General features: G+C 60.7%; 25 protein-coding genes and 3 pseudogenes. 16 read left to right on the forward strand and 12 right to left on the reverse strand.

What is annotated here, in order from left to right:
* Positions 1–64 precede the first annotated feature (64 nt).
* The 5 genes from HX812_RS26825 to HX812_RS26845 all read left to right on the forward strand — a co-directional run bounded on the left by HX812_RS26825 (position 65) and on the right by HX812_RS26845 (position 4,268).
* Positions 65–1,717 carry a cbb3-type cytochrome c oxidase subunit I gene (locus HX812_RS26825; protein WP_038848128.1) on the forward strand — a complete coding sequence of 551 codons (1,653 nt, stop codon included), beginning with the start codon at positions 65–67 and terminating at the stop codon, positions 1,715–1,717.
* A complete protein-coding gene (locus HX812_RS26830) occupies positions 1,714–2,322 on the forward strand; it encodes a cbb3-type cytochrome c oxidase subunit II (protein ID WP_038848127.1) in 609 nt (202 codons plus the stop codon). The genes HX812_RS26825 and HX812_RS26830 overlap by 4 nt, the downstream gene beginning before the upstream one ends.
* 37 nt (positions 2,323–2,359) lie before the next feature.
* Positions 2,360–2,968, forward strand: a complete 609-nt coding sequence (locus HX812_RS26835) for a cytochrome c (protein ID WP_038848125.1) — start codon at positions 2,360–2,362, stop codon at positions 2,966–2,968.
* A gap of 5 nt (positions 2,969–2,973) precedes the next feature.
* On the forward strand, positions 2,974–3,624 hold the full coding sequence (locus tag HX812_RS26840) for an SCO family protein (RefSeq protein WP_050572463.1): 651 nt from the start codon (positions 2,974–2,976) through the stop codon (positions 3,622–3,624).
* Positions 3,625–3,749: 125 nt separating this feature from the next.
* Positions 3,750–4,268 (forward strand): hypothetical protein, encoded by a 519-nt coding sequence (locus HX812_RS26845; protein WP_200864532.1) that lies wholly within the window; start codon positions 3,750–3,752, stop codon positions 4,266–4,268.
* A 228-nt stretch (positions 4,269–4,496) separates the two neighbouring features.
* On the opposite strand, the pseudogene HX812_RS26850 reads toward HX812_RS26845, so the two are convergent.
* Positions 4,497–4,773 (reverse strand): annotated as a pseudogene (locus tag HX812_RS26850) (DDE-type integrase/transposase/recombinase); the annotation flags it as partial.
* 846 nt (positions 4,774–5,619) lie between these two features.
* Positions 5,620–6,075 (reverse strand): annotated as a pseudogene (locus HX812_RS26855) (ParB/Srx family N-terminal domain-containing protein); the annotation flags it as partial.
* A gap of 415 nt (positions 6,076–6,490) precedes the next feature.
* Here HX812_RS26855 and HX812_RS26860 point away from each other — a divergent pair.
* The 4 genes from HX812_RS26860 to HX812_RS26875 all read left to right on the forward strand — a co-directional run bounded on the left by HX812_RS26860 (position 6,491) and on the right by HX812_RS26875 (position 8,094).
* Positions 6,491–6,724 (forward strand): DUF4160 domain-containing protein, encoded by a 234-nt coding sequence (locus HX812_RS26860; protein ID WP_038848123.1) that lies wholly within the window; start codon positions 6,491–6,493, stop codon positions 6,722–6,724.
* Between the two features lie 3 nt (positions 6,725–6,727).
* Positions 6,728–7,213, forward strand: coding sequence for a DUF2442 domain-containing protein (locus HX812_RS26865; protein WP_050572459.1), 486 nt, complete (start codon positions 6,728–6,730; stop codon positions 7,211–7,213).
* 261 nt (positions 7,214–7,474) lie between these two features.
* Entirely contained in the window at positions 7,475–7,789 is a 315-nt protein-coding gene (locus HX812_RS26870; protein WP_038848132.1) for a toxin, read from the forward strand.
* Positions 7,786–8,094: a DNA-binding transcriptional regulator gene (locus HX812_RS26875; RefSeq protein WP_038848121.1), complete on the forward strand. Its 309-nt coding sequence runs from the start codon at positions 7,786–7,788 to the stop codon at positions 8,092–8,094. Before HX812_RS26870 ends, HX812_RS26875 begins: the two co-directional genes overlap by 4 nt.
* A 347-nt stretch (positions 8,095–8,441) precedes the next feature.
* Here HX812_RS26875 and HX812_RS26880 read toward each other — a convergent pair whose 3' ends face one another.
* Complete coding sequence (locus tag HX812_RS26880; RefSeq protein WP_038848118.1) at positions 8,442–9,302, reverse strand: AraC family transcriptional regulator; 861 nt, start codon at positions 9,300–9,302, stop codon at positions 8,442–8,444.
* Between the two features lie 1,505 nt (positions 9,303–10,807).
* Here HX812_RS26880 and HX812_RS26885 point away from each other — a divergent pair.
* Positions 10,808–11,260 carry a transposase gene (locus HX812_RS26885; protein ID WP_080642406.1) on the forward strand — a complete coding sequence of 151 codons (453 nt, stop codon included), beginning with the start codon at positions 10,808–10,810 and terminating at the stop codon, positions 11,258–11,260.
* A gap of 276 nt (positions 11,261–11,536) precedes the next feature.
* Here HX812_RS26885 and HX812_RS26890 read toward each other — a convergent pair whose 3' ends face one another.
* From HX812_RS26890 to merR, 5 genes and pseudogenes are all read right to left on the reverse strand, one after another.
* Positions 11,537–12,190 (reverse strand): cysteine hydrolase, encoded by a 654-nt coding sequence (locus tag HX812_RS26890; protein ID WP_235165476.1) that lies wholly within the window; start codon positions 12,188–12,190, stop codon positions 11,537–11,539.
* Between the two features lie 280 nt (positions 12,191–12,470).
* Positions 12,471–12,799, reverse strand: a pseudogene (locus tag HX812_RS26895) (LysR substrate-binding domain-containing protein); the annotation flags it as partial.
* Between the two features lie 568 nt (positions 12,800–13,367).
* A complete protein-coding gene (locus tag HX812_RS26900; protein ID WP_038848110.1) occupies positions 13,368–14,198 on the reverse strand; it encodes a hypothetical protein in 831 nt (276 codons plus the stop codon).
* A 131-nt stretch (positions 14,199–14,329) separates the two neighbouring features.
* Complete coding sequence (locus HX812_RS26905) at positions 14,330–14,911, reverse strand: recombinase family protein (protein ID WP_038848107.1); 582 nt, start codon at positions 14,909–14,911, stop codon at positions 14,330–14,332.
* 187 nt (positions 14,912–15,098) lie between these two features.
* Positions 15,099–15,533 (reverse strand): Hg(II)-responsive transcriptional regulator, encoded by a 435-nt coding sequence (gene merR, locus HX812_RS26910; protein WP_000429838.1) that lies wholly within the window; start codon positions 15,531–15,533, stop codon positions 15,099–15,101.
* 71 nt (positions 15,534–15,604) lie between these two features.
* Here merR and merT point away from each other — a divergent pair, with 71 nt between their 5' ends.
* From merT to merE, 6 genes are read left to right on the forward strand one after another with little or no spacing between them, the layout of a single operon-like run.
* The gene (gene merT / locus HX812_RS26915) at positions 15,605–15,955 is read left to right on the forward strand and encodes a mercuric ion transporter MerT (protein ID WP_001294667.1); all 351 of its coding nucleotides are present in this window, start codon (positions 15,605–15,607) and stop codon (positions 15,953–15,955) included.
* 15 nt (positions 15,956–15,970) lie between these two features.
* Positions 15,971–16,246: a mercury resistance system periplasmic binding protein MerP gene (gene merP, locus HX812_RS26920; protein WP_000735441.1), complete on the forward strand. Its 276-nt coding sequence runs from the start codon at positions 15,971–15,973 to the stop codon at positions 16,244–16,246.
* A gap of 2 nt (positions 16,247–16,248) precedes the next feature.
* The gene (gene merF / locus HX812_RS26925) at positions 16,249–16,494 is read left to right on the forward strand and encodes a mercury resistance system transport protein MerF (RefSeq protein ID WP_000654684.1); all 246 of its coding nucleotides are present in this window, start codon (positions 16,249–16,251) and stop codon (positions 16,492–16,494) included.
* On the forward strand, positions 16,491–18,137 hold the full coding sequence (merA, locus tag HX812_RS26930) for a mercury(II) reductase (RefSeq protein WP_000136268.1): 1,647 nt from the start codon (positions 16,491–16,493) through the stop codon (positions 18,135–18,137). The genes merF and merA overlap by 4 nt, the downstream gene beginning before the upstream one ends.
* A gap of 15 nt (positions 18,138–18,152) precedes the next feature.
* Positions 18,153–18,518: a mercury resistance co-regulator MerD gene (gene merD / locus HX812_RS26935; protein ID WP_003465059.1), complete on the forward strand. Its 366-nt coding sequence runs from the start codon at positions 18,153–18,155 to the stop codon at positions 18,516–18,518.
* Positions 18,515–18,751: a broad-spectrum mercury transporter MerE gene (merE, locus tag HX812_RS26940; RefSeq protein ID WP_001087809.1), complete on the forward strand. Its 237-nt coding sequence runs from the start codon at positions 18,515–18,517 to the stop codon at positions 18,749–18,751. Before merD ends, merE begins: the two co-directional genes overlap by 4 nt.
* Positions 18,752–18,803: 52 nt before the next feature.
* On the opposite strand, the gene HX812_RS26945 is transcribed toward merE, so the two are convergent.
* The 4 genes from HX812_RS26945 to HX812_RS26960 are packed head-to-tail and all read right to left on the reverse strand — an operon-like array spanning position 18,804 to position 23,283.
* Complete coding sequence (locus tag HX812_RS26945) at positions 18,804–19,418, reverse strand: recombinase family protein (protein ID WP_000904941.1); 615 nt, start codon at positions 19,416–19,418, stop codon at positions 18,804–18,806.
* Positions 19,419–19,478: 60 nt separating this feature from the next.
* Positions 19,479–20,696, reverse strand: coding sequence for a TniQ family protein (locus tag HX812_RS26950; protein ID WP_003465063.1), 1,218 nt, complete (start codon positions 20,694–20,696; stop codon positions 19,479–19,481).
* On the reverse strand, positions 20,693–21,601 hold the full coding sequence (locus HX812_RS26955) for a TniB family NTP-binding protein (RefSeq protein WP_003465065.1): 909 nt from the start codon (positions 21,599–21,601) through the stop codon (positions 20,693–20,695). Before HX812_RS26955 ends, HX812_RS26950 begins: the two co-directional genes overlap by 4 nt.
* Positions 21,602–21,603: 2 nt before the next feature.
* The gene (locus HX812_RS26960; RefSeq protein ID WP_003465068.1) at positions 21,604–23,283 is read right to left on the reverse strand and encodes a Mu transposase C-terminal domain-containing protein; all 1,680 of its coding nucleotides are present in this window, start codon (positions 23,281–23,283) and stop codon (positions 21,604–21,606) included.
* Positions 23,284–23,539: the final 256 nt, after the last annotated feature.

The following is a 23,539-nucleotide window of genomic DNA, read 5'->3' on the forward strand; positions in this document are numbered from 1 at the left end:
CTTTTTCAGAGTTTCCCTAGATCGTTTCGTTCAGTCTGAAGATAACCCAGCCTGGGAGGGTTCCATGAGCACGGTCGCCATACTGCTGTCGGCTTTCATTCTCTCGGTGGTCGGCCTGCTTGTGTTCATTGTGAGCATTCGCTACGGGTTACTGGACGGTTCTCAGAAGGCGGCTGAGGTGATATTTGCGCCGGAAGAGATCGGCCGAACCGAAGAACCTTCGGTCACTGGCAAGCAGCGTTCCGGATTGCAAACAATTGCGAGCCCCACTGAATTACCCAAGCCATCTCCCGCACTGGATTCGGAATTGACCGAACGAGCCGAAGCCGATCGGTCCTCATCACAACTGGTGTTCCTCTTTCTGTGCTGCGCCATGGTGTGGTTGCTTGTGGCTTCGCTGGCCGGGTTGACAGCGTCACTCAAGCTGCACATGCCCGATCTTCTGGCTTCGCAGGCCTGGCTGACTTTTGGGCGCATCCGCACCATCCATCTGAATGCCGTGGCCTATGGCTGGGCGCCAATGGCCGGTCTTGGCATCGCCCTCTTTGTCTTGCCGCGCGTGTTGAAGACGCGCCTCGTTGGCGGCAATTACGCGATTCTGGGTGCCATGATGTGGAACGCCGGTTTGGTTGCTGGCCTGGGAAGTATCGCGGTCGGCATCTCCGACGGTTTGGAATGGTTGGAGATTCCCTGGCAGGTCGGCATCGTGTTCGTTGTGGGCGGCGCTTTGATCGGCATTCCGTTGGTGCTGACGCTACTGACACGCCGCGTCAGCCATCTGTACGTTTCCGTCTGGTACATGGGGTGCGCACTGTTCTGGTTCCCGGTGCTCTACCTTGTCGCCAAGATTCCCTCTGTGCATTTCGGCGTCGAACAGGCAACCATGAACTGGTGGTTCGGGCACAGCGTGCTCGGCTTGTTCTATACACCGCTTGCCCTGGCATCCACCTACTATTTCCTACCAAAGATCATAGGCCGGCCGATCCAGTCATACGGCCTGTCGCTGCTCGGCTTCTGGACGCTCGCATTCCTCTACGGACAGGTGGGTGGCCACCATCTGGTGGGCGGGCCGGTCCCCGGCTGGTTGGTCACGCTATCCATTGTGCAAAGCATGATGATGATCATCCCCGTCATTGCGTTCTCGGTGAACCTGCACCAGACCATGCGCGGCCACTTCAAGGCGCTGCTGTATTCGCCAACACTGCGCTTCGTGACCTTGGGAGGCATGATGTACACCCTGAGTTCGCTCCAGGGGGCCTTTGAAGCCCTGCGCAGTGTCAACGTCATCACCCATTTCACGCATTACACGGTGGCGCACTCTCACCTCGGGCTCTACGCCTTTGTGAGTTTCGTCTTCTTCGGTTCGATCTATTTCATCGTGCCGCGCATCACGCAGCGGGAATGGCCATACCCGGGCCTGATAACTGCGCATTTCTGGTGTGTTGCGATAGGAATTACCATCTATGTTGTCGGCCTGACCATTGCAGGGACGCTGCAGGGCCTGGCCATGCTGGATGCATCAAAGCCATTCATGGATTCGGTCACGCTAACGGTGCCTTACCTGCAGGCCCGTTCACTGGGCGGAGGACTGATGGTCCTGGGGCACATGCTCTTCATCGCCAATTTCGTCTGCGTCATCCTGGGGCTGGGCCCCAACCGGGACAAGCCAGCCTTGTTCCAGCTTGCCGATCTGGATAAGGCAGGAGCTAGCTCATGAGGAATGTCGGCTTATTGATCAGTGCCGCCATGGTCATGCTGGCGCTGGCCGCCAGTGCGCTGGTGGTGCTCCCATACATGCAACTGCGGGGAGTGAAACCCCTGCCTGAGCTGAAGCCTTATACATCGGCCCAACTCCGGGGCCGGCAGGTCTATATCAGCAATGGTTGCCTCTACTGTCATTCGCAACAGCCGCGGGACCCGTCTTTCGCGCCCGATGACAAGCGCGGATGGGGCAGACCATCCGTGGCAGCGGACTACTACTATGATCGCCCGCACCTGCTGGGCACCATGCGCACCGGGCCAGACCTCTTCAACATCGGCGCACGCCAACCCAGTGCGGACTGGCATCTTGGGCACCTGTACCAGCCGCGAGCATACGTGCCGCAGAGCATCATGCCGAGCTACCCCTACCTGTTCGAAGTCAAGGAAACCGCCGACCCAGACGAACGGGTCGTAACGTTGCCGCCCGGCGCCGCGCCTGCTGGCAAGGTAGTGGTGGCAACTCCCGAAGCGCTCGACCTGGTCGCGTACTTGAAGGCGCTCGATCACACCTACTCCGCCCTTGCTGAGCCCGGTGACGCCGCGGGCAAGGCAAGCAGATAGCGCCTGCATGCGCTGTTGACTTCCGGGAGCCGATGCCATGCCAGACAGCCCGTCCCCCATTCCGCCTTCTCCCCAGGAGCAGCGGGAGCTTGCAGATCCGCATGAGGCATATACGCCGATTCCCCGAAGTATCTTGCTGCTGGTGGCTGTGCTGGTTCTGTGGGGTATTTATTACATTGCACAGGCCCCGATCAACATCCCTTCCGAACTTGGCGATGGCCGTACGGTCAGCGCGCTGGAAGGCAAGAAGGTCGCGAGTGGCGGCGCGGCGGACGGAGCGGCACTGTATTCGGCGAATTGCGCCGCCTGTCACCAAGCGACGGGGCTGGGCTTGCCAGGAGTATTCCCGCCGCTGGAAGGCTCGGAATGGGTGCTGGGAAAGCCGGAAACTGTGGTGGCAATCGTTCTGCACGGCATTACCGGCCAGTTGACGGTCAAGGGCAACACGTTCAACGGCGCCATGCCGCCATTTGCCACCCAGCTCGGCGACGCCGAGATTGCCGCCGTGCTGAGCTATGTGCGTAGTCAATGGGGCAACACAGCACCGCCTGTATCGCCAGAGCTGGTCGGCCAGGTCCGCGCCGCAACCAAGGACAAGACGAGCCCCTTTGAAGGCGATAAGGAACTGGGCGCGCTGAAGCAGTGAACATCATGGATTCTCGGACTCCGCACCGACCGCCCAGCCTGCGTGCGGCGGCGATTGCCTGTGTCGTGCTTTGCGTTGGTTTCGTAGTGGTGCTGTCCTGCCTCACCCGTGGGTTTGAGGTGTGGACACTGGACGACCGTCGAAGTGACGAAGTCGCAGTAGGCAAACTGGTTGCCCCGCCCGTGGTATTGCGTGATGTGCTCGGGATCCGATTCTCGCCCTGGGGGCTGGCGCCCCGGTCTGATTCGGTGTACCTGGTCGATTTCATCTATACCCACTGTGAGACGGTATGCGCCGCGCTCGGCAGCGAGTTCTACCGCCTTCAGCAGCGCATTCTGGCACTGGGGCTGGAGGATCGGGTCAGACTCCTGTCCATTTCCATTGACCCTGTCTACGACGAGGCGCCACGCCTGGCAGCCTATGGAGTACGTCAGCGCGCCAACCCCGCGATTTGGCGAATCAGTGCCCCCGCAACGCCTGAAGCCCTGAAGGTTCTCTTGCGCTCGCTCGATGTGGTAGTGATCCCCGATGGGCTCGGGGGATATGTCCACAACGGCGAGATTCACCTGATCGACGGAGGTGGCACCGTGCTTGGATTGTTTGACTTCACCGCATTCGACCGGGCCCTCGAAGTAGCGCGGCTACACCGGCGATGAAACCTGCTAAAAGTGTCACGACCCTGCACCCGGTACATTGGCGCACCGAGTGGGTTTCATGCTCTCTCCTCTTGCTACCTGCCGTCTTGTTGGCGGCACCTGTACGGGAGTTGATGGAGGCCAGCATGGCGCTACAGATGCTGATCGCGTTTCCGCTCCTTGTGGCGTCCGGTTTCTCGGCGTCTGTCCTGTTGGCGCGCAGGCACCATGAAGGTCTCTTCGTGGAAGCGGTAATGCGCATGGGGCTGGCACCGCTGCTTGGCACCTCCCTTTGCCTCATGTTCTGGATGGTGCCGCTGGCGCTCGATCTGGCCAGACTCGATGCCGGGGTCAATGCTTTCAAGTATGGATCGCTGATCCTGGCCGGCGTTGCGTTACAGCACGGGCTGCGGCGGGCGCCAGCGGCTGTGCTGCTGTTCTTCGGGGGCAATCTGGTCTGGACGCTAGCCACCGTAGGCTTGCTGTTTCGGGAAGCGCAAAGCCGGCTCTGTGCCAATTACCTGCTAGCTGACCAACAGCTGACAGGAACCGGATTACTCCTGTACGCGATTGCGTTCGCCATCGGACTGGCCCTGCATTTGCTCCGGCTGCCCGGGTATGGATTCTCTTCGCCGCCCCAGGCACGGGAGACCGATGAATCGTAGGTGGCAGCATTCTTGCCGAGACTTCATCGTGAACTGCAGTTACCGCTACCCCCAAGGGAAACTCATTGCATTGGGCCTCGTCGATTCGGCGGTCAACCAGCAATAAACCAACGATTCGTCAATCCACAACGGGTGGCCTAGCAGTCGCGGCACGCACACGCACGTCTACAAATCCGGACCACCGTGCTCAATGACTGGACCAGCTTCGGCCGCATTTTGAACGATAGACACGTCACTGCGAGCTTCTTCGCGGGTGCCGTAGGTTTTCCGTCGGATGCGTTCCCGCTTGAGCAACTGCAAAAAAGCTTTCCGCCACCGCGTTGTCGTGACAGTTGCCGCGTCGACTCATGCTGCTGATTAGGTTGTTGGCCTTGAGGAAGCTTTGCCAGTCCGGGCTGCTGAACTCGCGGCCCTGGTCGGAGTGGATCATCACTTCCCGCTTGGGTTTCCGCCGTCCCACCGCCATCGACAGGGCATCGATGGCCAGGTCGCTGCACATCCGTGGCTTCACTAACCCGCGATGGATCATCACTTCGCCGGCGCGGTGGATATAGACGACGCATCCAGCCCGGGCCAGATCATCTGCCGCATAAACGCGGGTAGTACTGCGTTCCAAGGCTTCCAGCCCCTCGCGGGCCTCATCGATCAAGGCATCACATTCGTCCACCTTGTCGAAATCCTCAGCCTCGGCAGCGGCCTCCATTTCGGCCTCCAGCTTCACAATGTCCGCCTCCAGGCGGGCCTTCTCGGTCAGATGCTCGGGAGTCGGGTCAACCGGCTTCGAATGCACACGCGAGAAGAGGGACAAATCCACGCCACGAGGCGCTATGTCGACCCACTTCCAGCCCTCTGCGCGCAACGCCTCGGCGTTTGGCCCCAGCTTCTCGCAGGCCAGCCGCTCAAGCATGGCCAGATCGGTGATATAGGCGTCATCGTCATTGCTGAACAGATCACGGTGCAAATCCCCGCCGGCGCTCACGTACTCATCCAGGCCGACAAAACGGGCCACAGCATCATGGCGCACCTGCACGTCCTCACGGGTCAACGCTCGGCGCAGGTCATGCGGATGGCGGTTGTAGCTCGGCACGTCATAGAACGCGGCTTCCTGGGCTACATGGTCATCGGTAAGAGACAGCGCCATCAGCTGCTCAAGCGAAGCACCGCCCTCCCGGTAAGTCGCGATCAGGCGCGGCGAAACACTGGCCAGCTTTAGGCGCCGTTTCACCACCAAAGGGATCACGCCGAAGCTTGCCGCGATGTCCTCCACCGGGATGCCGGCATTCGCCAGTTCCTGGAAGGCCATGAACTCATCAGCCGGGTGCATGCTCTCGCGCTGGACGTTCTCGGTCAGGCTCGCAGTGAGGGCCACTGCCTCCGGTACCACCAGGCACATAATCAACGTGTTCGCGGATAGCTTCTTCTCGACCAACGCCTGCAGCTTCGACAGGCGGCGCCCGCCGGCGGCGACATCGTAGAAATCGTCACCGGCCTCGATCACCACCAGATTCTGCAGAAGCCCTTGGCTCTGAATGCTCGCCTCCAGGGCGTTCCCGCTATCCTCGCCTACCTCACCTGTCCGGACGTTCTTTTCCCACCGGCGCAACTGCTTGAGCGGGATTTCCTTCCACACACCACTCGGGATGCCCTTCGGTTTTGCCCGACTTTCTTTGCTAGATGCTCCTTGAGCCGGCTTTTGCTGTTGCTTCTGAGTGTTGTTGTTCATTTCAGGTTTCTCCTGGTTGCTGCTGATGGGAACTTGCTTCGCTGAGTGACCTTTTCGCCGTGAGCCCAGGAGGGCCTGGCTCATCAGGACAGGAGGCAGGGGAGAAACCTGAAGCCGCAGCCGCACGCGCAGCGGATGGACCGGGTGAGGGGTTCAGCGCAGCGGCCCTTGTCGCCTGGCCGAGCCAGGTCATCGTCCAGGGCGTGCGAAAAGGGTGCGCCGGGAAGCGCGCTGAAGTTCGTCAGTGGCGCAGGACAGGGGAAATGGACGACGCGGGCGGCAGCCCGGGCAAGCGGAGCGCGCAGCGCCGGCACGGTGCGGAGACTCGAGCAATGGAAGGCCGCAGGGGCGAGACTCATGCGCTCCATCGTGGGGCTCGATGCGCAGCACGACAGCGCGGTCCGTAGAAACGAGCCCAGACCTAGGCGCCCGTTGTGAGAATGGCAGTCCTCGATAGGAACACTGTCCATAGAGAAAAATTTTCCCTACAATCCTGCCTATGGCCACCGTACACAGCGACCGTAACTGGAAAATCAAAATCTACCCGGACGACCACGCGCCGCCGCACTTCCATGTGCAAACGCCCGACGGCGAGTCGCTGGTGGAGATCGACGGGCTCAAGGTTCTCGGCAAAGGTGCCGAGCCCAAGGCCCTGAAGGCCGCCCTGGCGTGGGCGGCTGACCACACGGCTGATTTGCAGCGCGTGTGGGATGAGCAAAACCGGAGGAACTGACCCATGACCAGCAAAGCCAAGATCAACAGCGTGGAGCCCATTGCCGGCAAGCATGCCTTGCTGGTGGTGTTCGCCAACGGTAAGCGCTACCGCGTTGACCTGCGCGAGCACATCCGCAGCTTCCCAGTCCTCAAGCCACTGGAAGATCTGGCGCTGTTCAGCACCGCCCAGGTCGGTGAGTGGGGCTTCGATGTGACCTGGGGCGATGACCTGGAACTGGCGGCTACCACCCTGCACCGGCTGGCGCTGGAGCAGGCCGGTGAGGTGATGCCCGTTCAGGCGTTCAAGCGCTGGATGGCCGCTAACAAGCTGTCGTTGACCACTGCCGCCGTCGAGTTGGGCTTTACCCGCCGCACCATCACCGCCTACAGCAGCGGCACGGCGCTGATTCCCAAGCATGTGGCCTTGGCCTGCAAGGGCTGGGAGTTCGAGCACAAGGGCAAGAAGGCGGATAAAGCTGAGGGTAAAAAGGCGCGGCGTATCGCTTGATGTTCGGCTGCTCGCGGTAGCCTCGGCGTCGATTGCGGACTGACGATCCAGGGCCATCTGGATCAGGGTTTCGCGGGTGGCCAGGATCTGCTCCTTGGCAATCGGCACCACCAGGGCCAGAGCGTCGACCAGGGCAAGCATCTGCGCGTGGTTCTTGATGATCCGCTCCACCCGGATGTCGCGGAGAGCGCGCAGGGTCATCTCGTGCTGGCGGAACTGAGTGCGGAACACCTCCCGCACCTTGCCCTCAGCCTTCACGGCGTGCAGCAGGAACTGGCTGACATCCTCCGCACTGACGAATACCGCGCGTTCCAGCAGATGCTTTTGAATGACCCCGAAGCCGGGGTCGTGATTGCCCATACCGGGGGACTACGAAAAATCCGCCTCGGCGATCCCAAACGCAACAAGGGCAAGCGTGGCGGTATCCGGGTCATCTACTACTACTGGCACACCGGCACGCAATTCTGGCTCTTCACCGTCTACGACAAGGACGAACTGGACGACCTGAGCAACGACCAGCGCAAGGCACTGAAAGCGGCGCTGGAAAGAGAAGTCAAAGCGAGAACGACCCCATGACCAAGCGCGACATTTTTGCCGAACTCATGCAAGGCTTCGACGACCTGGCCGCCGAACGCGAAGGCAAGCTGACCCTGCGCACCCACAAGGTCGAGGCCAAGCCTCTTGAGCCAGCCACCGGCCAGGAAATCCAGGCTATCCGCAAGAAGCTCAAGATGTCCCAGGCGGTGTTCGCACATGCCCTGCACGCCAAGCCGGCCACCCTGAAGAACTGGGAACAGGATCGCTCCACCCCCAACGACCAGGCCACCGTCCTGATCCGCCTCCTGGGCAAGCACCCCGAGTTGATCCAGGAACTCGCCTGATCCAGCCGACGAGGGCACGTTTAGCTGCCCTTATGTCCTACACACCAGGGCAATGAGTGGGGCGAAAGCAGCCGCTAGCCAGAGGCCGCTTTGGCCAAAAGCCGCCGCTCAACGGCTCACGCAACTTTCGAGCTGGCAAGGAGCGTACGGCCCTCAGCTAGGCGACTGCATGCGGTGTTTGCGCTGCGGGTGGAATTAAGTGCACTGACTTCGCTCGCGAAGCCACCCGGCATGTGTTTCGATGTCCAGTGCCCGCTATCGAGCAAACATTCGGAGTCCTTCAAGTGGATGAACAAGCGAAATTAGCGCTGAGCGCCCTGGGCCTTGCGTTGCTGTACCGCAGGCCCTCAGCGGCACACCCTGGCCGTGATGACGGGTGGGTCGTTGCGGGAAGCTCGCTTGATCCACTCTGCGGGCGGACAACCCACCACATTGGCGAACACCCTGGAGAACGACGCCTGGGAGCTGTAACCGACCGATGAAGCGATCACTTTGATCTGCACGCCATCACGCAACAAGTCCTGGGCGACCTTCATCCGCCAGTGGGTGATGTAGCCCATCGGGGAGTTGCCCATGATCTCGGCGAAATAGGCCGAGAACCTGGATCTGGACATGTTCGCCAGGCGCGCCATCTGATCGACACTCCAAGGGGCCTCGGGCTCTCCGTGGATTCGGCTGAGCACCGTAGCCAGGCGTGCATCCTGCAGCGCGAACAGCAAGCCGCTGGAAATCCTCCCTTCCTCCACTGCGCGCCTAACCAGCAGCACGAATACGTACTCGAACAGCAGGTTCAAGGCTTTCGAGCGACCCGGGGCCTGCCCAAGGAACTCGGACACCAGCGACCCCATCGCAGGGGCCAGGTGCTCCAGGGTGTCCAGCGGAAACACCAGCGTTTCCTGCAGTCCGAGGTGCAACGGCCCCGGGAAGTTGCGGCCGAACTGGAACGAGGCGCAGATCAGTTCCGCCGGCTGCTCCGAGCTGGATCGCAGTTGGTAACGGCAACTGCTCGGGCAGAACAGCACCGCCGGCTCGTTGATCGAAATCTTCGGCACCCCGGGCTGAACTATATCGATGCCGCCCCGCTGAATGACGTGGATGAACGCCATGCCTGGCGGCTTGTCCAGCACCAGCGTCCCGTCTACCGGACCTGCGAAGAACAACCGGCCCTGTAGGTTGGTTCGGTCGAAGAACTCTGAAAGGACATCCATAAAAGAGACAACTCGCAAAAGATTCGGTACGTCCTGGCAAAAGCCCCGGGCGCCACGGAAATATGATTCAACTGTCGCCGATGGTAACCATGAGCCTTCCAGCCCGCCACGGCGAAAACGACTTGTCCTATCGCCGACCGGAGTTCCCGCCATGAGCCACGAGCCACGTCCCATCGCCCCGCAATACAAAGACCCCCGCGGACCCTGCTTTGCCCGACCCGGGCATCCGTTTTTGCGCAGGACGATCTGGCATGAAGCGGCCTGAACGCTCCCCTACGCCAAGCGTGGCGCGTACCGTTGTGTCGCACTAACCCTATCGCTAGCGTATCGCCCAAGCCACGCAAAACTCTTGCGCGGCCTCGGGCAGCCGTAATGCCGAGAGAACCAATATGAACGTGCCCGTCTTGATCGCTACCCGCCCCCTGCCCAAGTCGCACATAGAACGCCGCATAGGTCAGTGGCTGCCTGAGGCGAAGTGGACACTGACACCTCAGACGGAGGATGGGCGCCTTTGGTTACTGAGGCTCTCAACAGAGCCATGCAGCGAGTCGGTTCAAAGGATGCTTCAAACACTAATGGAAAGCGATTGGCTGATAGGGATGGACTTCTCCTACCAGGATTGAGAAGCCCTGTTAGGCAGCCGCGCTGTTTGCGTCAGGGTACAGGTGCCATAACAACTTACCTTCGGACAACGAAACGAAGATGTTATCGCGGACGATGTTCACCTCCACCGCGAGCACTCGGTTAACACCATGTTTGATGAGCAGCCAGAGGCTCCAGGAGATGAGTTCGGCCTGCTACGGCGTGATGAATTTTCGGGCACTAGCTAACGCTGGGCTATCTCAGTCCGATGGAGTTTGAACGGCGATCAGCGATCAGTAGCTCTTAACTACCTGTCCACCAGCTCCGGGACAGACCATTGTTACCCGACGCACGATCGGGGAGATTAAAGAGGAACTCGGCTTGCCGGCATCAGCTGTGTTCCATGGGTATGTCGTTCACATCCCCAGCGCAGATGAGTTTCTCCTAGAGTTTGTGGATTCGGACGCCGCAACGTCACGACTGTTCACCAACAGCCCCTCTCAAGCTCAACGTTTCCACGAATTTGAGGAGGCCTACCATCTCATTAGAAAGGATAAAGGCGAAATAGTGTCCGGCCTCTTCGAGACTGAAAACCAGTACCTAATTTCTCAGGTCGCATAGGGTCTTCTCCCGATCCGGATCACAGCAGTCCCGCAACCACTTGGGACAGCAGGCTTGGCTCGGTCTAGTAATGACCCGTCTGCTAAATACTCATGCGTGAAGGGAGCGTCCACGATATTTTGAAGGCGGAAGCTGCGCTTTTAACCTCTCATTTTCTTTTGTTAGCTCAATTATAGTTTCATGAGCTTGCACCAATAAACTTTGAGCTAGATCCCGATCAGCTGCTAGGGAAACCCTTAAAAATACTTCCTGAATCTGGTGAAATACGCCAATCCCGTTGCCCGGGTTTCCCGCTGAAGCAGATGACCTTCGCCGACGCCGAGCACGCCGGCAAGCGCAAGCAGACCCGCAAGGACTTGTTCCTGATCGAGATGGAGCAGGTGGTGCCGTGGCAGGGCTTGATCGCCCTGATCGAGCCGCATTACCCGAAGGGCAAAGGTGACCGTCCGTCATATCCGCTGCTGGCGATGCTGCGGGTGCATCTGCTGCAAAACTGGTTCCGTTACAGCAATCCGCCGATGGAGGAAGAAGTTTTACGAGACCACCATCCTGCGCCAGTTTGCCGAGCTGAGCCTGGGGCAACCACTATCCTGAACTTCCGCCGCCTGCTGGAGAAGCTTGAGCTGGCGGCTGGAATTCTGGCCGTGATCAATGGCTACCTTGGGGATCGTTGCATGTCGCTGCGCCAAGGTACCATCGCCAATGCCAGGCAGCACGACCGAAACCGGATCTGCAACGTGCTGAGTTTACTTTGAAGCGTTCGCTAGATTGCGCCCGCCGTCAGACCTCCCTCGGCTGAGAGCTGCGGCCAGCTATCACGCTGGCCCGGTTACGTGCCTTGCAAGGCCGCGATGGCGAGGCCTTGCAAGACGCTGTCGGATGTCTACCTGCAGTTCAAAGAGGGCTTCGACTCGATCAATCTGAGCGCGCGAGTCAGTTGCTGCGGCAACTGCCTCATGCCGAAAGCCTGCACTGCGCGATTCTGGAGAGTCCGGTGACCGGTCTTGGCCTGAACTCCTGACGCGCTGCGATCAGGCTTTACCCCCAAGCAGCGCTACGGCTTCATCGGTAGTCCATAGGGCGTTGGCCATGAAACGGTAATTGATCAACGCCGCGTGATAACCATCCCCGTCGGGCAGTTTTGGTCCCGCGACGGCATCGCGCACCACGGCGACTTCAAAGCCTTGCTCCAACAGATCACGCATGTGTGACTCGACGTACAGGTTGGCGAGCATGCCCGTCAGGATCACCTGATCGACGTGCTGTTTACGCAGCTGCAGGGTTAGGTCGTTGACCTGTGGGCCGTACAGTTTATGTGGCGAACATACGATGGTTTTGTTGTCCTCGATGTAGGGTTTGAACTCGGGCATGAAATCGCTCCCCGAATTGAGGAACCCCTCCAGGCTCAAGGCACTTGGGCGAACAAATATCTTGATATCGTGTTGGAATTGCTCCGCGGGACCCTGGATCTGCCACTTGTGATCATGGGGATAGTAATAGTGCGGTGAGATGGCCACGGTGATATCCGCCGCTTTCGCTGCTTTGAACAAGCGCAGCAGATTGGCCACTAGGTTTTGCTCGGTCACGCTTTCGCCTACCACCGCCCAGGCTTTGCCTTTATCACTCATGAAGTCAATTTGCGGGTCGATGACGACCAGCGCCACATGGGCGATATCGAGCTTCATCGTCGACTTGGGCAGCGCCGGATTTTTCGGGTCGGCGTACTTTTCCTGAGCTGAGGCCGCTGGCTTGTCGGTGGCGAAGGCGGGAAGGGTGGTTGCCGCTGCGGCGGCCATAGCACCGACGACAAAGGAGCGTCGGCCAATAGGACGGAATGTTTCGGACATTTTACTTCTCCACTTGAGTAAGCGCCGTAGGAACGTTAGAGATCCCTAATGAGCCGTTCTCCATGGGGTTCAGTCAGACCGTGCGGCGCCTGGATGACGGCCTGCAAACCCTCCCCGTTCAGGCCGCGAAGGCGGGCCGCTCCAGTTGCTGGCCGAGATAGCGACAGAAGTACGAGCGCAACCAGCGCTCGCGCGGGTCGTTGTGGCTCGCGCCGCGCCAGGCCATGAACAGGTCAGGAGTCGATAGGTCCAGCGGAGCGAACTCGATGTGCATTCCTTCCAGCCGCGCCATAACCTTGGCGACGTAGTCCGGCACGATGGCGACCATGTCGCTGCCGGCGAGCAGCGCGGGCAAGGCGCTGAACTGCGGCACCACAGCACCACCTTGCGCTGCCGCCCTACCAGACTCAAGGCGTGGTCGATATCGTCGATGACCTTCCTCATCGTGAACAACTACATCGACGGTGGCAGCGTATGCCGCAACCACAAGTGCGGCTCGATTGATTATCGGGAGTGCCGGAAGGGTGCGAAACAGTTCTTCAAAGATGAATGCCGTGTTTGGGGAGAACGGTGGCAGAACGACCGAGAGCCGCGAAGCGACCGCATGAAGCAGAGGTATTGCTCGGCGGCGAGTAGCTTTAGCCCTATGGGTTAGAACCCTGCCAGGATCGGCAGCAATCGGCCGATTGTGTTGAAAAAGTCGGTGCCTTCCCGCTTCGCCTGCGAAGAGCCTCAGAAACGCCAAATTTGGACGTCGCTACGTGAAATCTGAAGCAGTAAAGGACCGCATTAGACTGAGATTTCAGCGTCAGGCATGTACTTTCGTGGACTGAGATCACAGAGGGACTTTTTCAACAGAATCGGTCGGTTGCTGCCCTTCAGTGCCTGGCTAACGCACTCCCCCTGAGTGGCACCCGCTGACACTGATCACCTGCAAACAGCTGGTCAGCGTGAATGCAAAATGGCTGGTCAGTTGGTATGCAAACAGGTGGTCAAGTTAGTGCAATTACGCAGCTTATTTCCCAATGAAGTAGAGGTTACCTTTTTTGTTGTAGATCGCAGCAGGCCTAAAATCTTTCGGCCAGTTTTTTCCTGGGTAGTAGGCATACATCCAGTCAGGAAGGTACTTAGTGATTCCGGCCAAAGCATCCTGACCGTCCATGTCCGCTCTATTCGCATCAGCATAAAGCTCAAGCGATGGATCGGTCAGAAAGATGGGGCCATACGCCTTTCGCGCGAAAATGAAGGACGGAGCGTCGCTCGCAGGAGCATTAAACGGGGTGGGATTCCCTCTTGCTAGATCGATAAATTTGTCGAATTTTTTACCTGACCCATCAGCGTATTGGGCTGGCTCATGCCGTAAATTGGAAATCTTCCCATTGAAGTATTTCTGTCTGGCCTCAAGCCAAACTGACTTGACCAACAAGGAGGCATCCGCCGTTGTGGAGGCACGCTCCTTTGGCACCCAGGCAACGACCTGGTAGTGATAAACAGGGCCACCACTACCGCTAAAAAGGAACAGTCCCAGACCCAGCGAAGCCGCCCCTGCACTGCTGAACCCTGTTGGTGGGGCTACATACCCCAGACCACCTATAGCAAGATCGCCTACGCTTCCAGCGGTCGATTGGTGAGTCAAACTGGCAACATCACCACCTGTCATTTCGAGCGGAATATCGCGCTGGCCTTCGATGCGCATGGCTTCTAGAACCAGCATGGCATCAGACCACTTCTCGCGAGGTACGTCCTTCGGCTCCGGCAGGGTGACCTTAGGAGAGCTGGAACACCCAACCAAGAGGGCAAAGATCAGCGAGCCAATGCCGGCCCTCAGTGGAATTTGCTTATGCATAGTGAACTCCTTTTCTGTATGCCTTCAGGCTACGTGCACTTGGCGTAATCCCAAGAAAAAGCCAGCATAACCAGACTGTGTAAAAGCCTGGCCGTCTTCGCATCCACCCCACATCCCTGGATGGGAAAAACTTAAACCTCGTCCGGCCGGTCTGCCTTAACGCTACCCATGTAGCGGTACAAGGTGGTTCGAGATACCCCGTATTGCCTAGCGACATGCGCAACCTGTATTTCCGGGTCCCTAAGCAGGGCCTTCATCTCTCGGATTTGTCGCTCACTCAAAGCAGGTTTTCGACCACCTATGCGCCCTCGAGCTCGCGCAGCCTCCAAACCTGCCTTGGTGCGCTCTCGTATCAGATTCCGCTCGAATTCAGCCAACGCCGCGAACACGTGGAAAATCAATTTCCCCGCAGCACTGGCCGTCTCGATGCGCTCATTGATGGATTCGAAGCCCACACCCTCTTCTTCCAGTCGGCTAACAATCCCAACCAGATCAGGCAGGGAACGACCAAGGCGGTCCAACCTCCACACTACCAAGGTGTCGCCACCCCGAACCGCCTTCAGACATTGCTCCAGTTCTGGTCGATCCACAGACCGACCACTCATGGTCTCCTCGTAGATCGTGTCACACCCAGCTAAGGCGAGAGCATCACGCTGCAGGTCGAGATTTTGGTCATCTGTAGAGACTCGGGCGTATCCAATCCGCTTTCCCATACGTTTTTCTCACATAGATTTTGGTACGGGAAACGTGACAGCAAACTGGGAAATCCCAAGTCGAAAAGGTGTCACTTTCAGAAGGCGACAGCACGAAATATCAAAAGTCGACCGCACGGTCTTTTCTGACGTTGGAGTCGCCTCAGAAAACGGAAAATAAAGCACGCTAAGGCGTAGTTCCCTCGGGCTACACCGCGTCCGCACTGCGCGGTTCTTTCTTCCCTTGCAGTGACGCAATCAGCGGGCAGGAAACGTTCCCCTTCCGCGCATGGCAGGCGCACACCAAATCAGACAGCACGGCCTCCATGCGCGCCAGGTCAGCCATCCTCTCGCGCACGTCCTTGAGCTTGTGCTCGGCCAGGCTGCTGGCTTCCTCGCAATGGGTGCCATCCTCCAGCCGCAGCAGCTCGGCGATCTCATCCAGGCTGAAGCCCAACCGCTGGGCTGATTTCACGAAGCGCACCCGCGTTACATCCGTCTCGCCATAGCGGCGAATGCTGCCGTAAGGCTTGTCCGGTTCCGGGAGCAAGCCCTTGCGCTGATAGAACCGGATGGTCTCCACATTGACCCCGGCCGTCCTGGCGAAAACGCCAATGGTCAGGTTCTCCAAATTGTTTTCCATATCGCTTGACTCCGTACATAACTACGGAAGTAAGCTTAAGCTATCCAATTCAGATTCGAAAGGACAAACGTATGTCTGAACCTCAAAACGGGCGCGGCGCGCTCTTCACTGGCGGGCTGGCCGCCATCCTCGCCTCGGCTTGCTGCCTCGGGCCGCTGGTTCTGATCGCCTTGGGGTTCAGCGGCGCTTGGATCGGCAACTTGACGGTGTTGGAACCCTATCGCCCCATCTTTATCGGCGTGGCGCTGGTGGCGTTGTTCTTCGCCTGGCGGCGCATCTACCGGCCGTCAGCCGCCTGCAAACCGGGTGAGGTTTGCGCGATTCCCCAAGTGCGAGCTACTTACAAGCTCATTTTCTGGGGCGTGGCCGTGCTGGTTTTGGTCGCGCTCGGATTTCCCTACGTCGTGCCATTTTTCTATTGATCACAGGAGTTCACCATGAAAAAGCTGCTTTCCGCCCTTGCCCTCGCTGCCGTTGTTGCCCCCGTGTGGGCCGCCACCCAGACCGTTACGCTGTCCGTACCGGGCATGACCTGCTCGGCCTGTCCGATCACTGTCAAGAAGGCGATTTCCAAGGTCGATGGCGTCAGTAAAGTTGACGTGACCTTCGAGACGCGCGAAGCGGTGGTCACCTTCGATGATGCCAAGACCAGCGTGCAGAAACTGACCAAGGCTACCGAGGATGCGGGCTACCCATCATCAGTCAAGAACTGATCATGAAAGACCCGAAGACACTGCTGCGGGTCAGCATCATTGGCACAACCCTCGTGGCGCTGTGTTGCTTCACCCCTGTTCTGGTCATTTTGCTCGGTGTGGTCGGCTTGTCCGCGCTGACCGGCTATCTGGACTATGTGCTGCTGCCTGCGCTGGCGATTTTCATCGGCTTGACCATCTACGCCATCCAACGAAAACGCCAAGCCGATGCCTGCTGCACCCCGAAATTCAATGGAGTAAAAAAATGACCGAAATCACCGTGAATGGCATGACCTGCACATCCTGCGCCACCCATGTCAAAGATGCTTTGGAAAAGATTCCCGGCGTGAATGCCGCTGTGGTGTCCTATCCAGAAAGCCGCGCGCAAGTCATGGCAGACACCGCCGTGAGCCACAACCAACTGCTGGCCGCCATCGCCGCATTGGGTTATCAAGGCTCGATCCGGGTTGGTGATTTCAAAGATGAACCAAAAATCCGTGATGCACTTGAGGGCGCCGGTTTGCATATCGCCATCATTGGCAGCGGCGGGGCCGCGATGGCGGCGGCGCTGAAGGCCGTCGAGCAAGGCGCGACGGTCACGCTGATCGAACGCGGCACCATCGGCGGCACCTGCGTCAATATCGGCTGTGTGCCGTCCAAGATCATGATCCGCGCTGCCCATATTGCCCATCTGCGCCGGGAAAGTCCGTTCGACGGCGGTATTGCGGCAACTGTGCCTGCGATTGACCGCAGCAAACTGCTGGCCCAGCAGCAGGCCCGTGTCGATGAACTGCGGCACGCCAAATACGAAGGCATCCTGGACGGCAATCCAGCCATCACCGTTTTGCACGGTGAAGCGCGTTTCAAGGACGACCAGAGCCTGGTCGTCCGTTTGAACGAGGGTGGCGAGCGCGAGGTAACGTTCGACCGCTGCCTGGTCGCCACCGGTGCCAGTCCGGCCGTGCCGCCGATTCCGGGCCTGAAAGAGTCACCCTACTGGACTTCCACCGAAGCGCTTGTCAGCGACACCATTCCCGCACGCCTGGCCGTGATCGGTTCGTCGGTGGTGGCGTTGGAACTGGCGCAAGCCTTTGCCCGGCTCGGCAGCCAGGTCACGATCCTGGCACGCAGCACCTTGTTCTTCCGGGAAGACCCGGCCATCGGCGAGGCCGTGACAGCCGCTTTCCGCGCCGAGGGCATCGAGGTGCTGGAGCACACGCAAGCCAGCCAGGTCGCCCATGTGAACGGCGAATTCGTGCTGACCACCGGACACGGTGAATTGCGCGCTGACAAGTTGCTGGTTGCCACCGGTCGGGCACCGAATACGCGCAGCCTCGCGCTGGACGCGGCGGGGGTCACTGTCAATGCGCAAGGGGCCATCGTTATCGACCAAGGCATGCGCACGAGCAACCCGAACATCTACGCGGCCGGCGACTGCACCGACCAGCCGCAGTTCGTCTACGTGGCAGCGGCCGCCGGCACCCGTGCCGCGATCAACATGACCGGCGGCGACGCAGCCCTCAATCTGACCGCGATGCCGGCAGTGGTGTTCACCGACCCGCAAGTCGCCACCGTGGGCTACAGCGAGGCGGAAGCGCACCACGATGGCATCGAGACCGACAGTCGCACGCTGACACTCGACAACGTTCCGCGAGCGCTTGCCAACTTCGACACACGCGGCTTCATCAAGCTGGTCATCGAGGAAGGTAGCGGACGGCTCATCGGCGTGCAGGCGGTGGCCCCGGAAGCGGGCGAACTGATCCAGACGGCGGTGCTCGCCATCCGCAACCGCATGACGGTGCAGGAACTGGCCGACCAGTTGTTCCCCTACCTGACAATGGTCGAGGGGTTGAAGCTTGCGGCGCAGACCTTCAACAAGGACGTGAAGCAGCTTTCCTGCTGCGCTGGATAAAAAAGGAGGTTTTCAATGAGCGCCTACACCGTGTCCCGGCTGGCCCTTGATGCCGGGGTGAGCGTGCATATCGTGCGCGACTACCTGCTGCGCGGATTGCTGCGTCCGGTGGCGTGCACCCCGGGCGGCTATGGCCTGTTCGATGATGCCGCCTTGCAACGGCTGTGCTTCGTGCGGGCGGCCTTCGAGGCGGGCATCGGCCTGGACGCGCTGGCGCGGCTGTGCCGGGCGCTGGATGCTGCGGACGGCGATGAAGCGGCCGCGCAGCTTGCCGTTCTGCGCCAGTTCGTCGAGCGTCGGCGCGAAGCGTTGGCCGATCTGGAGGTGCAGTTGGCCACCATGCCGACCGAGCCGGCACAGCACGCGGAGAGTCTGCCATGAACAGCCCCGAGCGCTTGCCGTCCGAGACGCACAAACCGATCACCGGCTACCTGTGGGGCGCGCTGGCCGTGCTCACCTGTCCCTGCCATTTGCCGATTCTCGCCATTGTGCTGGCCGGCACGACGGCCGGCGCGTTCATCGGAGAGTACTGGGGTATCGCAGCCCTCACGCTGACCGGTTTGTTCGTCCTGTCTGTGACACGACTGCTGCGGGCCTTCAAAGATCGATCATGAGCGCTTCCCATTGAGACAAACCACGCTGTCGCTACGTTGCCTCATGCCGGCATCAAATTCGGCTGAGTAGCTTCTCGCCATCTGGACGTAGCTCACCCTTGGGTGAAACATGCCGATACAGGGTCTGCCGCGTGACGCCAAGTTCCTGGCACAGGTCGCCGACCTTGGTCTCTGGCTGACCCATTGCCGCCATCGCCAGCCGCAGCTTGGCGGCGGTCATCTTGAACGGCCGGCCGCCTTTCCGCCCGCGCGCGCGGGCCGAGGCTAGGCCGGCAATCGTGCGCTCCGCGATCAACTCGCGCTCGAACTCGGCCAGGGCGGCGAAGATGCCAAAGACCAGCTTGCCGGCGGCGGTCGTGGTGTCGATGGCCGCGCCGTGCCCGGTTAATACCTTCAAGCCGATGCCGCGCCCAGTCAGGTCGTGCACGGTGTTGATGAGATGTCGCAGGTCGCGTCCGAGCCGATCCAGTTTCCACACGACCAGTGTGTCGCCAGTTCGCAACGCCTTCAGGCAGCTCGTCAAGCCGGGCCGATCCTCGCGCATGCCGGATGCCTGGTCCTCGTAAAGATGTACTGGATCGACCCCGGCGGCAATCAGCGCGTCGCGCTGCAAATCGGTAGCCTGGGAGCCGTCCGCCTTCGATACCCGCATGTAGCCTATCAGCATGTCGTACCTGTCACATATACGTTCGATTATGTGACAGTGTGAGCCAGAAAGTTCTCGCCGTCAAAAACTGTCACTTAACCCGTCATTTAGTCTAAGACCTGCAAACGGCCATTCAGGCTCGTAATGTGACAAAAACTCCGGCGGGATGCCCTCCTTGGTGAACGTGGCGCGCAAACGTTCCAGGGATTCGGGGTCGCGTCGCCCGTAGGACGCCAGTGTGAACAGCAAGCGGGCCGTCTCCGGGTTGTGTCGCGCTTCAATGATGGCCTCATCGATGGCCTGGGCTGCTCGTTGCCAGTGGTTGATGGGTTCCGGCTTCGGCACCTTCGCCGGCAGGCCGTTGGTGAAACCAGTGTGCGGCTCCGTCTGAAACAGCGCGGCCTGTTCCCCGCGCGGGATCAGCGCCTTTGACTCGATCAGCGTGATGGCGGTGGCCGCCGCCTCCAGCATCTGCCACTGCACCGCCGGGGCCAGAATCTCGTAGGGACGCCACAGACTCTGCCCGGCGCGCAGCGGATGGCCGCAGCGCTCCCAGACATGGCGGATGCTCGCCGAGCAACTGCCGCAGTGCGAGAGCGGCGTGTTCAGCTCATCAAGCAGGGTGCGCAGCAGCCGGAACCACAAGCCGGCGTGGACACGCCGACGCGGCAGCTCCACAAAACCCGTCGTCAGCGCCTGCCAGGTGCGCCGGTCCATGCAGGCGATTGCGTCATCGGCAGGGCGCGGCGCAGCATCGGCGATTTCCCACTGAAGATACCGGCCGGGCATGCCCCAGTAGGACTCCAGCCAGCAGCCATGCTGCGGGCAGCTCAGCATCAAGGGGAGCTGCCAGACGAGTAGCACAGCTTGATTCGTTGGATCGTTCAGACACTGCGGACACGCCCGGCGAATCGTCTGGCTCGGTAGCCAGGCACGCCAGCGAGTGATGGACCGCACCTTGCGGGTGCGCTTGGGCAGGAGCACCGCGCATTGGAATGTATAGGTTTCCAAGGCTGCTGGTACCGAATCGTCGAGACTGTCGAGCAGCCACGGCACCCAGCCTGCAAGACTCATGCTGCGCAACCGCTCCAGCTCGACGCCACTGCGCTGGCAGAGCGCCGTCAGCAACGACAAGGATGGTGCGGTATCCAGGTCATCAAGTTGGCTGTGACCAAGATCGTGGGCCAGCAGCTCGTGCACGTCCATCTGGTAGCAGGCGGCGACCCGGTTGAGCCATGAGGACAGGGCTTCGCCTTCCTTGGGTGCCGGATGCAGCGGCCAGCGCGGCGCGGACTTCACATCAGTTCCCGCTCGAACTGTCGCCGCCGCTCACTGGGGCCGATGTAGTCGGCCATGCTGAGCGTGCGGTGGTTGATCGCTTCCTCGCCACTCTCCACGGCGGCGACGGCCGCCGCCACCAGCAGATGTGCAAGCTCGCCGATGGTGCCTTCGCTCCGGGTGAGCAGGTAGCGGGCCATGTCCAGCGTGGCAATCGGGGATGGCCGCCGTAGCGGGAGTGACGCCGCGAAGCTGGCCAGCAGCGAGCAGCAGTCCTCATTGGCCTCCCACGGCGGCAGCAGCATCGGCTCGAAGCGGTTTTCCAACTGATCGTCCGAACGGATGGCCAGGTACGCCTCGCGCGTGCCGACCCCGACCAGGGGGATACGCAGCTCGTTGCCGAGGAAGCGCAGCAGGTTGAGGAACTCGCGCCGGTTAACGCTGTTGCCAGCCAGTACATTGTGCAGTTCGTCGATCACCAGCATGCGCACGCCGACCTTGCGCAGCAGGGCCAGCGCCAGTTGCTCCATTTCCGGCAGCCGTGGGCGCGGGCGCAGCGGCGCGCCCATCGCAGCCAGCAGCGCGACATAGAAGCGGATCACCGATGGCTCTGACGGCATCTGCACGACCAGCACCGGGATATGTTCTTGGTCAGCGTCGGTGCCGACCGGGTGCGCCCGCCGGAATTTCTCGACGATCATCGACTTGCCGTTGTTGGTGGGGCCGACCAGCAGCAGGTTTGGCATGCGTTGCTTGTTCGGCCACGCATACAGAGTTTCCAGCCGGTTCAGCGCCTCGACCGCGCGCGGGTAGCCGATCCAGCGGTCGGCGCGAATGCGCTGGATGCGCTCGTCTGCCGGCAGCCTGGCCAAACCCTGTGCCGCTGGCAGCAGGTGGGACAGGTCAATGACGGGATATTCGTCCACGGCTACCACTCCTCGATCTGATCGAACGGTTTGGCCGGCGGCAGGTTGTCTGCCTGCGGGTCAGCCATGTCCACATCCGGCGGTATGGGCTTGGCCGGTGGCTCCGACGTCTTGAGGTGCTGGCGGCGATCAGCGTCGCGCCGCGCCTTGCGCGTGGCCTTCTGGGCGGTGGTCACGATCTCGCGCATCTGCCCGATCATGCGGAACAGCGCCGACTCGTCCACCTGCTCGCGCCCGAGCTGACGCAATTTGGCCAGCGCCTGGCGTTGTTCCCAGAGGGTGACGGCCGGATGGGACAAGGTGCGGTAGTGGATCTCCAGATAGTGCTGACCTTCCGGTTCCAGTACCCAGATGCGGCTGATGTCGCGCGGATCGCGCCGGATCAGGAAGGCGGGCAAGCGCTCGCGCCGGGCAATCCACGGCTTGAGGGCGTCGGCGTAGTAGTGGATGTGGTCGATGACAAAGCCGGTGCGGGTCAGGGTGCGGCGGATCACCGGCAGGAAATCGACCAAAAACGCGGTGGGGCGGGTAACGACGGCCGGGACGCCAACGCGCTCCACGGCCTCGGCCCAGCGCGCGGCCGGCGGCTGGAGCAGGCCGTTGTGCACGGAGCCGTGATAGGTGCCTACCGCCAACGCGAGCCAGCGCTCCAGCTCGCGCAGCGTCAGGGTGGCCATCTTCTCGGAATCGTACTCGCCGCGCTGGCCGGGATTGGAGAAGGTCGTCCCCGGTAATTCGTCGTGGATCATCTGCATCGCCGTGCCGATGATCCGTTCCACGATGCCGCCGTAGTGCGGCTGGCCTGGTGGGCGATAGTCCAGCCGGATGCCATGCTGTTCGCAGCCACGGCGCAGCGCTTCGCTTTTGAACTCGGCCGCGTTGTCCAGATAGAGCAGCCTGGGCTTGCCGCTCATCGGCCAGTCCATTTCCACATTCAGCCCTTCCAGCCAGGGCCGCTTGTCGCAGGCGGCATGCGCGAGGCATAGGCCGACCGAGACGGCGGACGGCGCTTCCAGCGTGACCACCATGCCGAGTACGCAGCGCGTGAACACGTCGATGGCGAGGGTCAAATATGGGCGGCCAATCGGTTGCCGGTCGCGCTCGTCGACCACGATCAGGTCGATGACGGTGTGGTCGATCTGCACCTGTTCCAGCGGCATGGTGACTTCGGGCGGAATGCCACCCGCGCCTTGCAAGGGACGGGCAGCGTCCTGCCCGCCCCGGCTGCGGGCTATTTTCGCCGGGTGTAGTCCGGCAATCCGCTGGGCCACGGTGTTGCGCGCCGGCACCGGCAGCTTCTGGGTTTTGCACGCCTGCGCGACTTCGCGGTGGAACGCCGCCAGGCTGCGTTTCTGCTTGGTCAGGAAGCGCTTTTGCAGCAGCTCGCGGATGATGCGCTCGACCGGTTCCGGCAAGCGCCCCTTGCCTTTGCCGCCGCCGGATCGGCCGGGCGTCAGGTCTGTTACCAGGCCAGTACCCTGCCGGGCGCGACGGATCAGGACATATACCTGTCGCCGGGACAGGCCCAGCGCTTGGGCTGCCTCATCGGCGGCTTCATGCCCGACCACCTCAAGCGCTGCCAGTGGCCCGATGATTTCCGTCCGGTGCCGGGCTTGCGCCCATGCCTCGTCGGGCAGGGTGGCCACGCCTTGCGCGGCAATCGGTGGAGTGTCTGATGTCATGCCCAAACCTCGCTTTGGTGCACACGAGTATTGAGCATAGTCGAGATTGGTGCAGACGACTCCTGATATTGGGCTGTCAGGAGCCGTATGCACACCAGGCGTTACATCCAGTCAGATGGTGCGGTCGTCTTCTGAAAACGACACAGAAGCTCGCCTGAAATAGGTGTACCCAAAACGACCGTTTACGGGACGGACGGGCTCGTCAATTTCAGGCGCTGAAAGCGACCGAAAACGAACCCCAGAATATTTTTTCTTG

The organism is Pseudomonas sp. IPO3749, from assembly GCF_013386605.1.
In the GTDB taxonomy this organism is placed as follows: Bacteria; Pseudomonadota; Gammaproteobacteria; order Pseudomonadales; family Pseudomonadaceae; genus Aquipseudomonas; species Aquipseudomonas azotoformans_A.

Coding starts and splice junctions, on each gene's coding strand:
- HX812_RS26890 (WP_235165476.1), bottom strand. CDS start 12,190: ATGAAGCTCGATATCGCCCATGTGGCGCTGGTCGTCATCGACCCGCAA.
- HX812_RS26840 (WP_050572463.1), top strand. CDS start 2,974: ATGGATTCTCGGACTCCGCACCGACCGCCCAGCCTGCGTGCGGCGGCG.
- HX812_RS26880 (WP_038848118.1), bottom strand. CDS start 9,302: ATGGATGTCCTTTCAGAGTTCTTCGACCGAACCAACCTACAGGGCCGG.
- HX812_RS26825 (WP_038848128.1), top strand. CDS start 65: ATGAGCACGGTCGCCATACTGCTGTCGGCTTTCATTCTCTCGGTGGTC.
- HX812_RS26865 (WP_050572459.1), top strand. CDS start 6,728: ATGACCAGCAAAGCCAAGATCAACAGCGTGGAGCCCATTGCCGGCAAG.
- HX812_RS26860 (WP_038848123.1), top strand. CDS start 6,491: ATGGCCACCGTACACAGCGACCGTAACTGGAAAATCAAAATCTACCCG.
- HX812_RS26945 (WP_000904941.1), bottom strand. CDS start 19,418: ATGCTGATAGGCTACATGCGGGTATCGAAGGCGGACGGCTCCCAGGCT.
- HX812_RS26875 (WP_038848121.1), top strand. CDS start 7,786: ATGACCAAGCGCGACATTTTTGCCGAACTCATGCAAGGCTTCGACGAC.
- HX812_RS26845 (WP_200864532.1), top strand. CDS start 3,750: ATGGCGCTACAGATGCTGATCGCGTTTCCGCTCCTTGTGGCGTCCGGT.
- merP (WP_000735441.1), top strand. CDS start 15,971: ATGAAAAAGCTGCTTTCCGCCCTTGCCCTCGCTGCCGTTGTTGCCCCC.
- merT (WP_001294667.1), top strand. CDS start 15,605: ATGTCTGAACCTCAAAACGGGCGCGGCGCGCTCTTCACTGGCGGGCTG.
- merF (WP_000654684.1), top strand. CDS start 16,249: ATGAAAGACCCGAAGACACTGCTGCGGGTCAGCATCATTGGCACAACC.
- HX812_RS26960 (WP_003465068.1), bottom strand. CDS start 23,283: ATGACATCAGACACTCCACCGATTGCCGCGCAAGGCGTGGCCACCCTG.
- merR (WP_000429838.1), bottom strand. CDS start 15,533: ATGGAAAACAATTTGGAGAACCTGACCATTGGCGTTTTCGCCAGGACG.
- HX812_RS26900 (WP_038848110.1), bottom strand. CDS start 14,198: ATGCATAAGCAAATTCCACTGAGGGCCGGCATTGGCTCGCTGATCTTT.
- merA (WP_000136268.1), top strand. CDS start 16,491: ATGACCGAAATCACCGTGAATGGCATGACCTGCACATCCTGCGCCACC.
- HX812_RS26830 (WP_038848127.1), top strand. CDS start 1,714: ATGAGGAATGTCGGCTTATTGATCAGTGCCGCCATGGTCATGCTGGCG.
- merE (WP_001087809.1), top strand. CDS start 18,515: ATGAACAGCCCCGAGCGCTTGCCGTCCGAGACGCACAAACCGATCACC.
- HX812_RS26885 (WP_080642406.1), top strand. CDS start 10,808: ATGACCTTCGCCGACGCCGAGCACGCCGGCAAGCGCAAGCAGACCCGC.
- merD (WP_003465059.1), top strand. CDS start 18,153: ATGAGCGCCTACACCGTGTCCCGGCTGGCCCTTGATGCCGGGGTGAGC.
- HX812_RS26905 (WP_038848107.1), bottom strand. CDS start 14,911: ATGGGAAAGCGGATTGGATACGCCCGAGTCTCTACAGATGACCAAAAT.
- HX812_RS26835 (WP_038848125.1), top strand. CDS start 2,360: ATGCCAGACAGCCCGTCCCCCATTCCGCCTTCTCCCCAGGAGCAGCGG.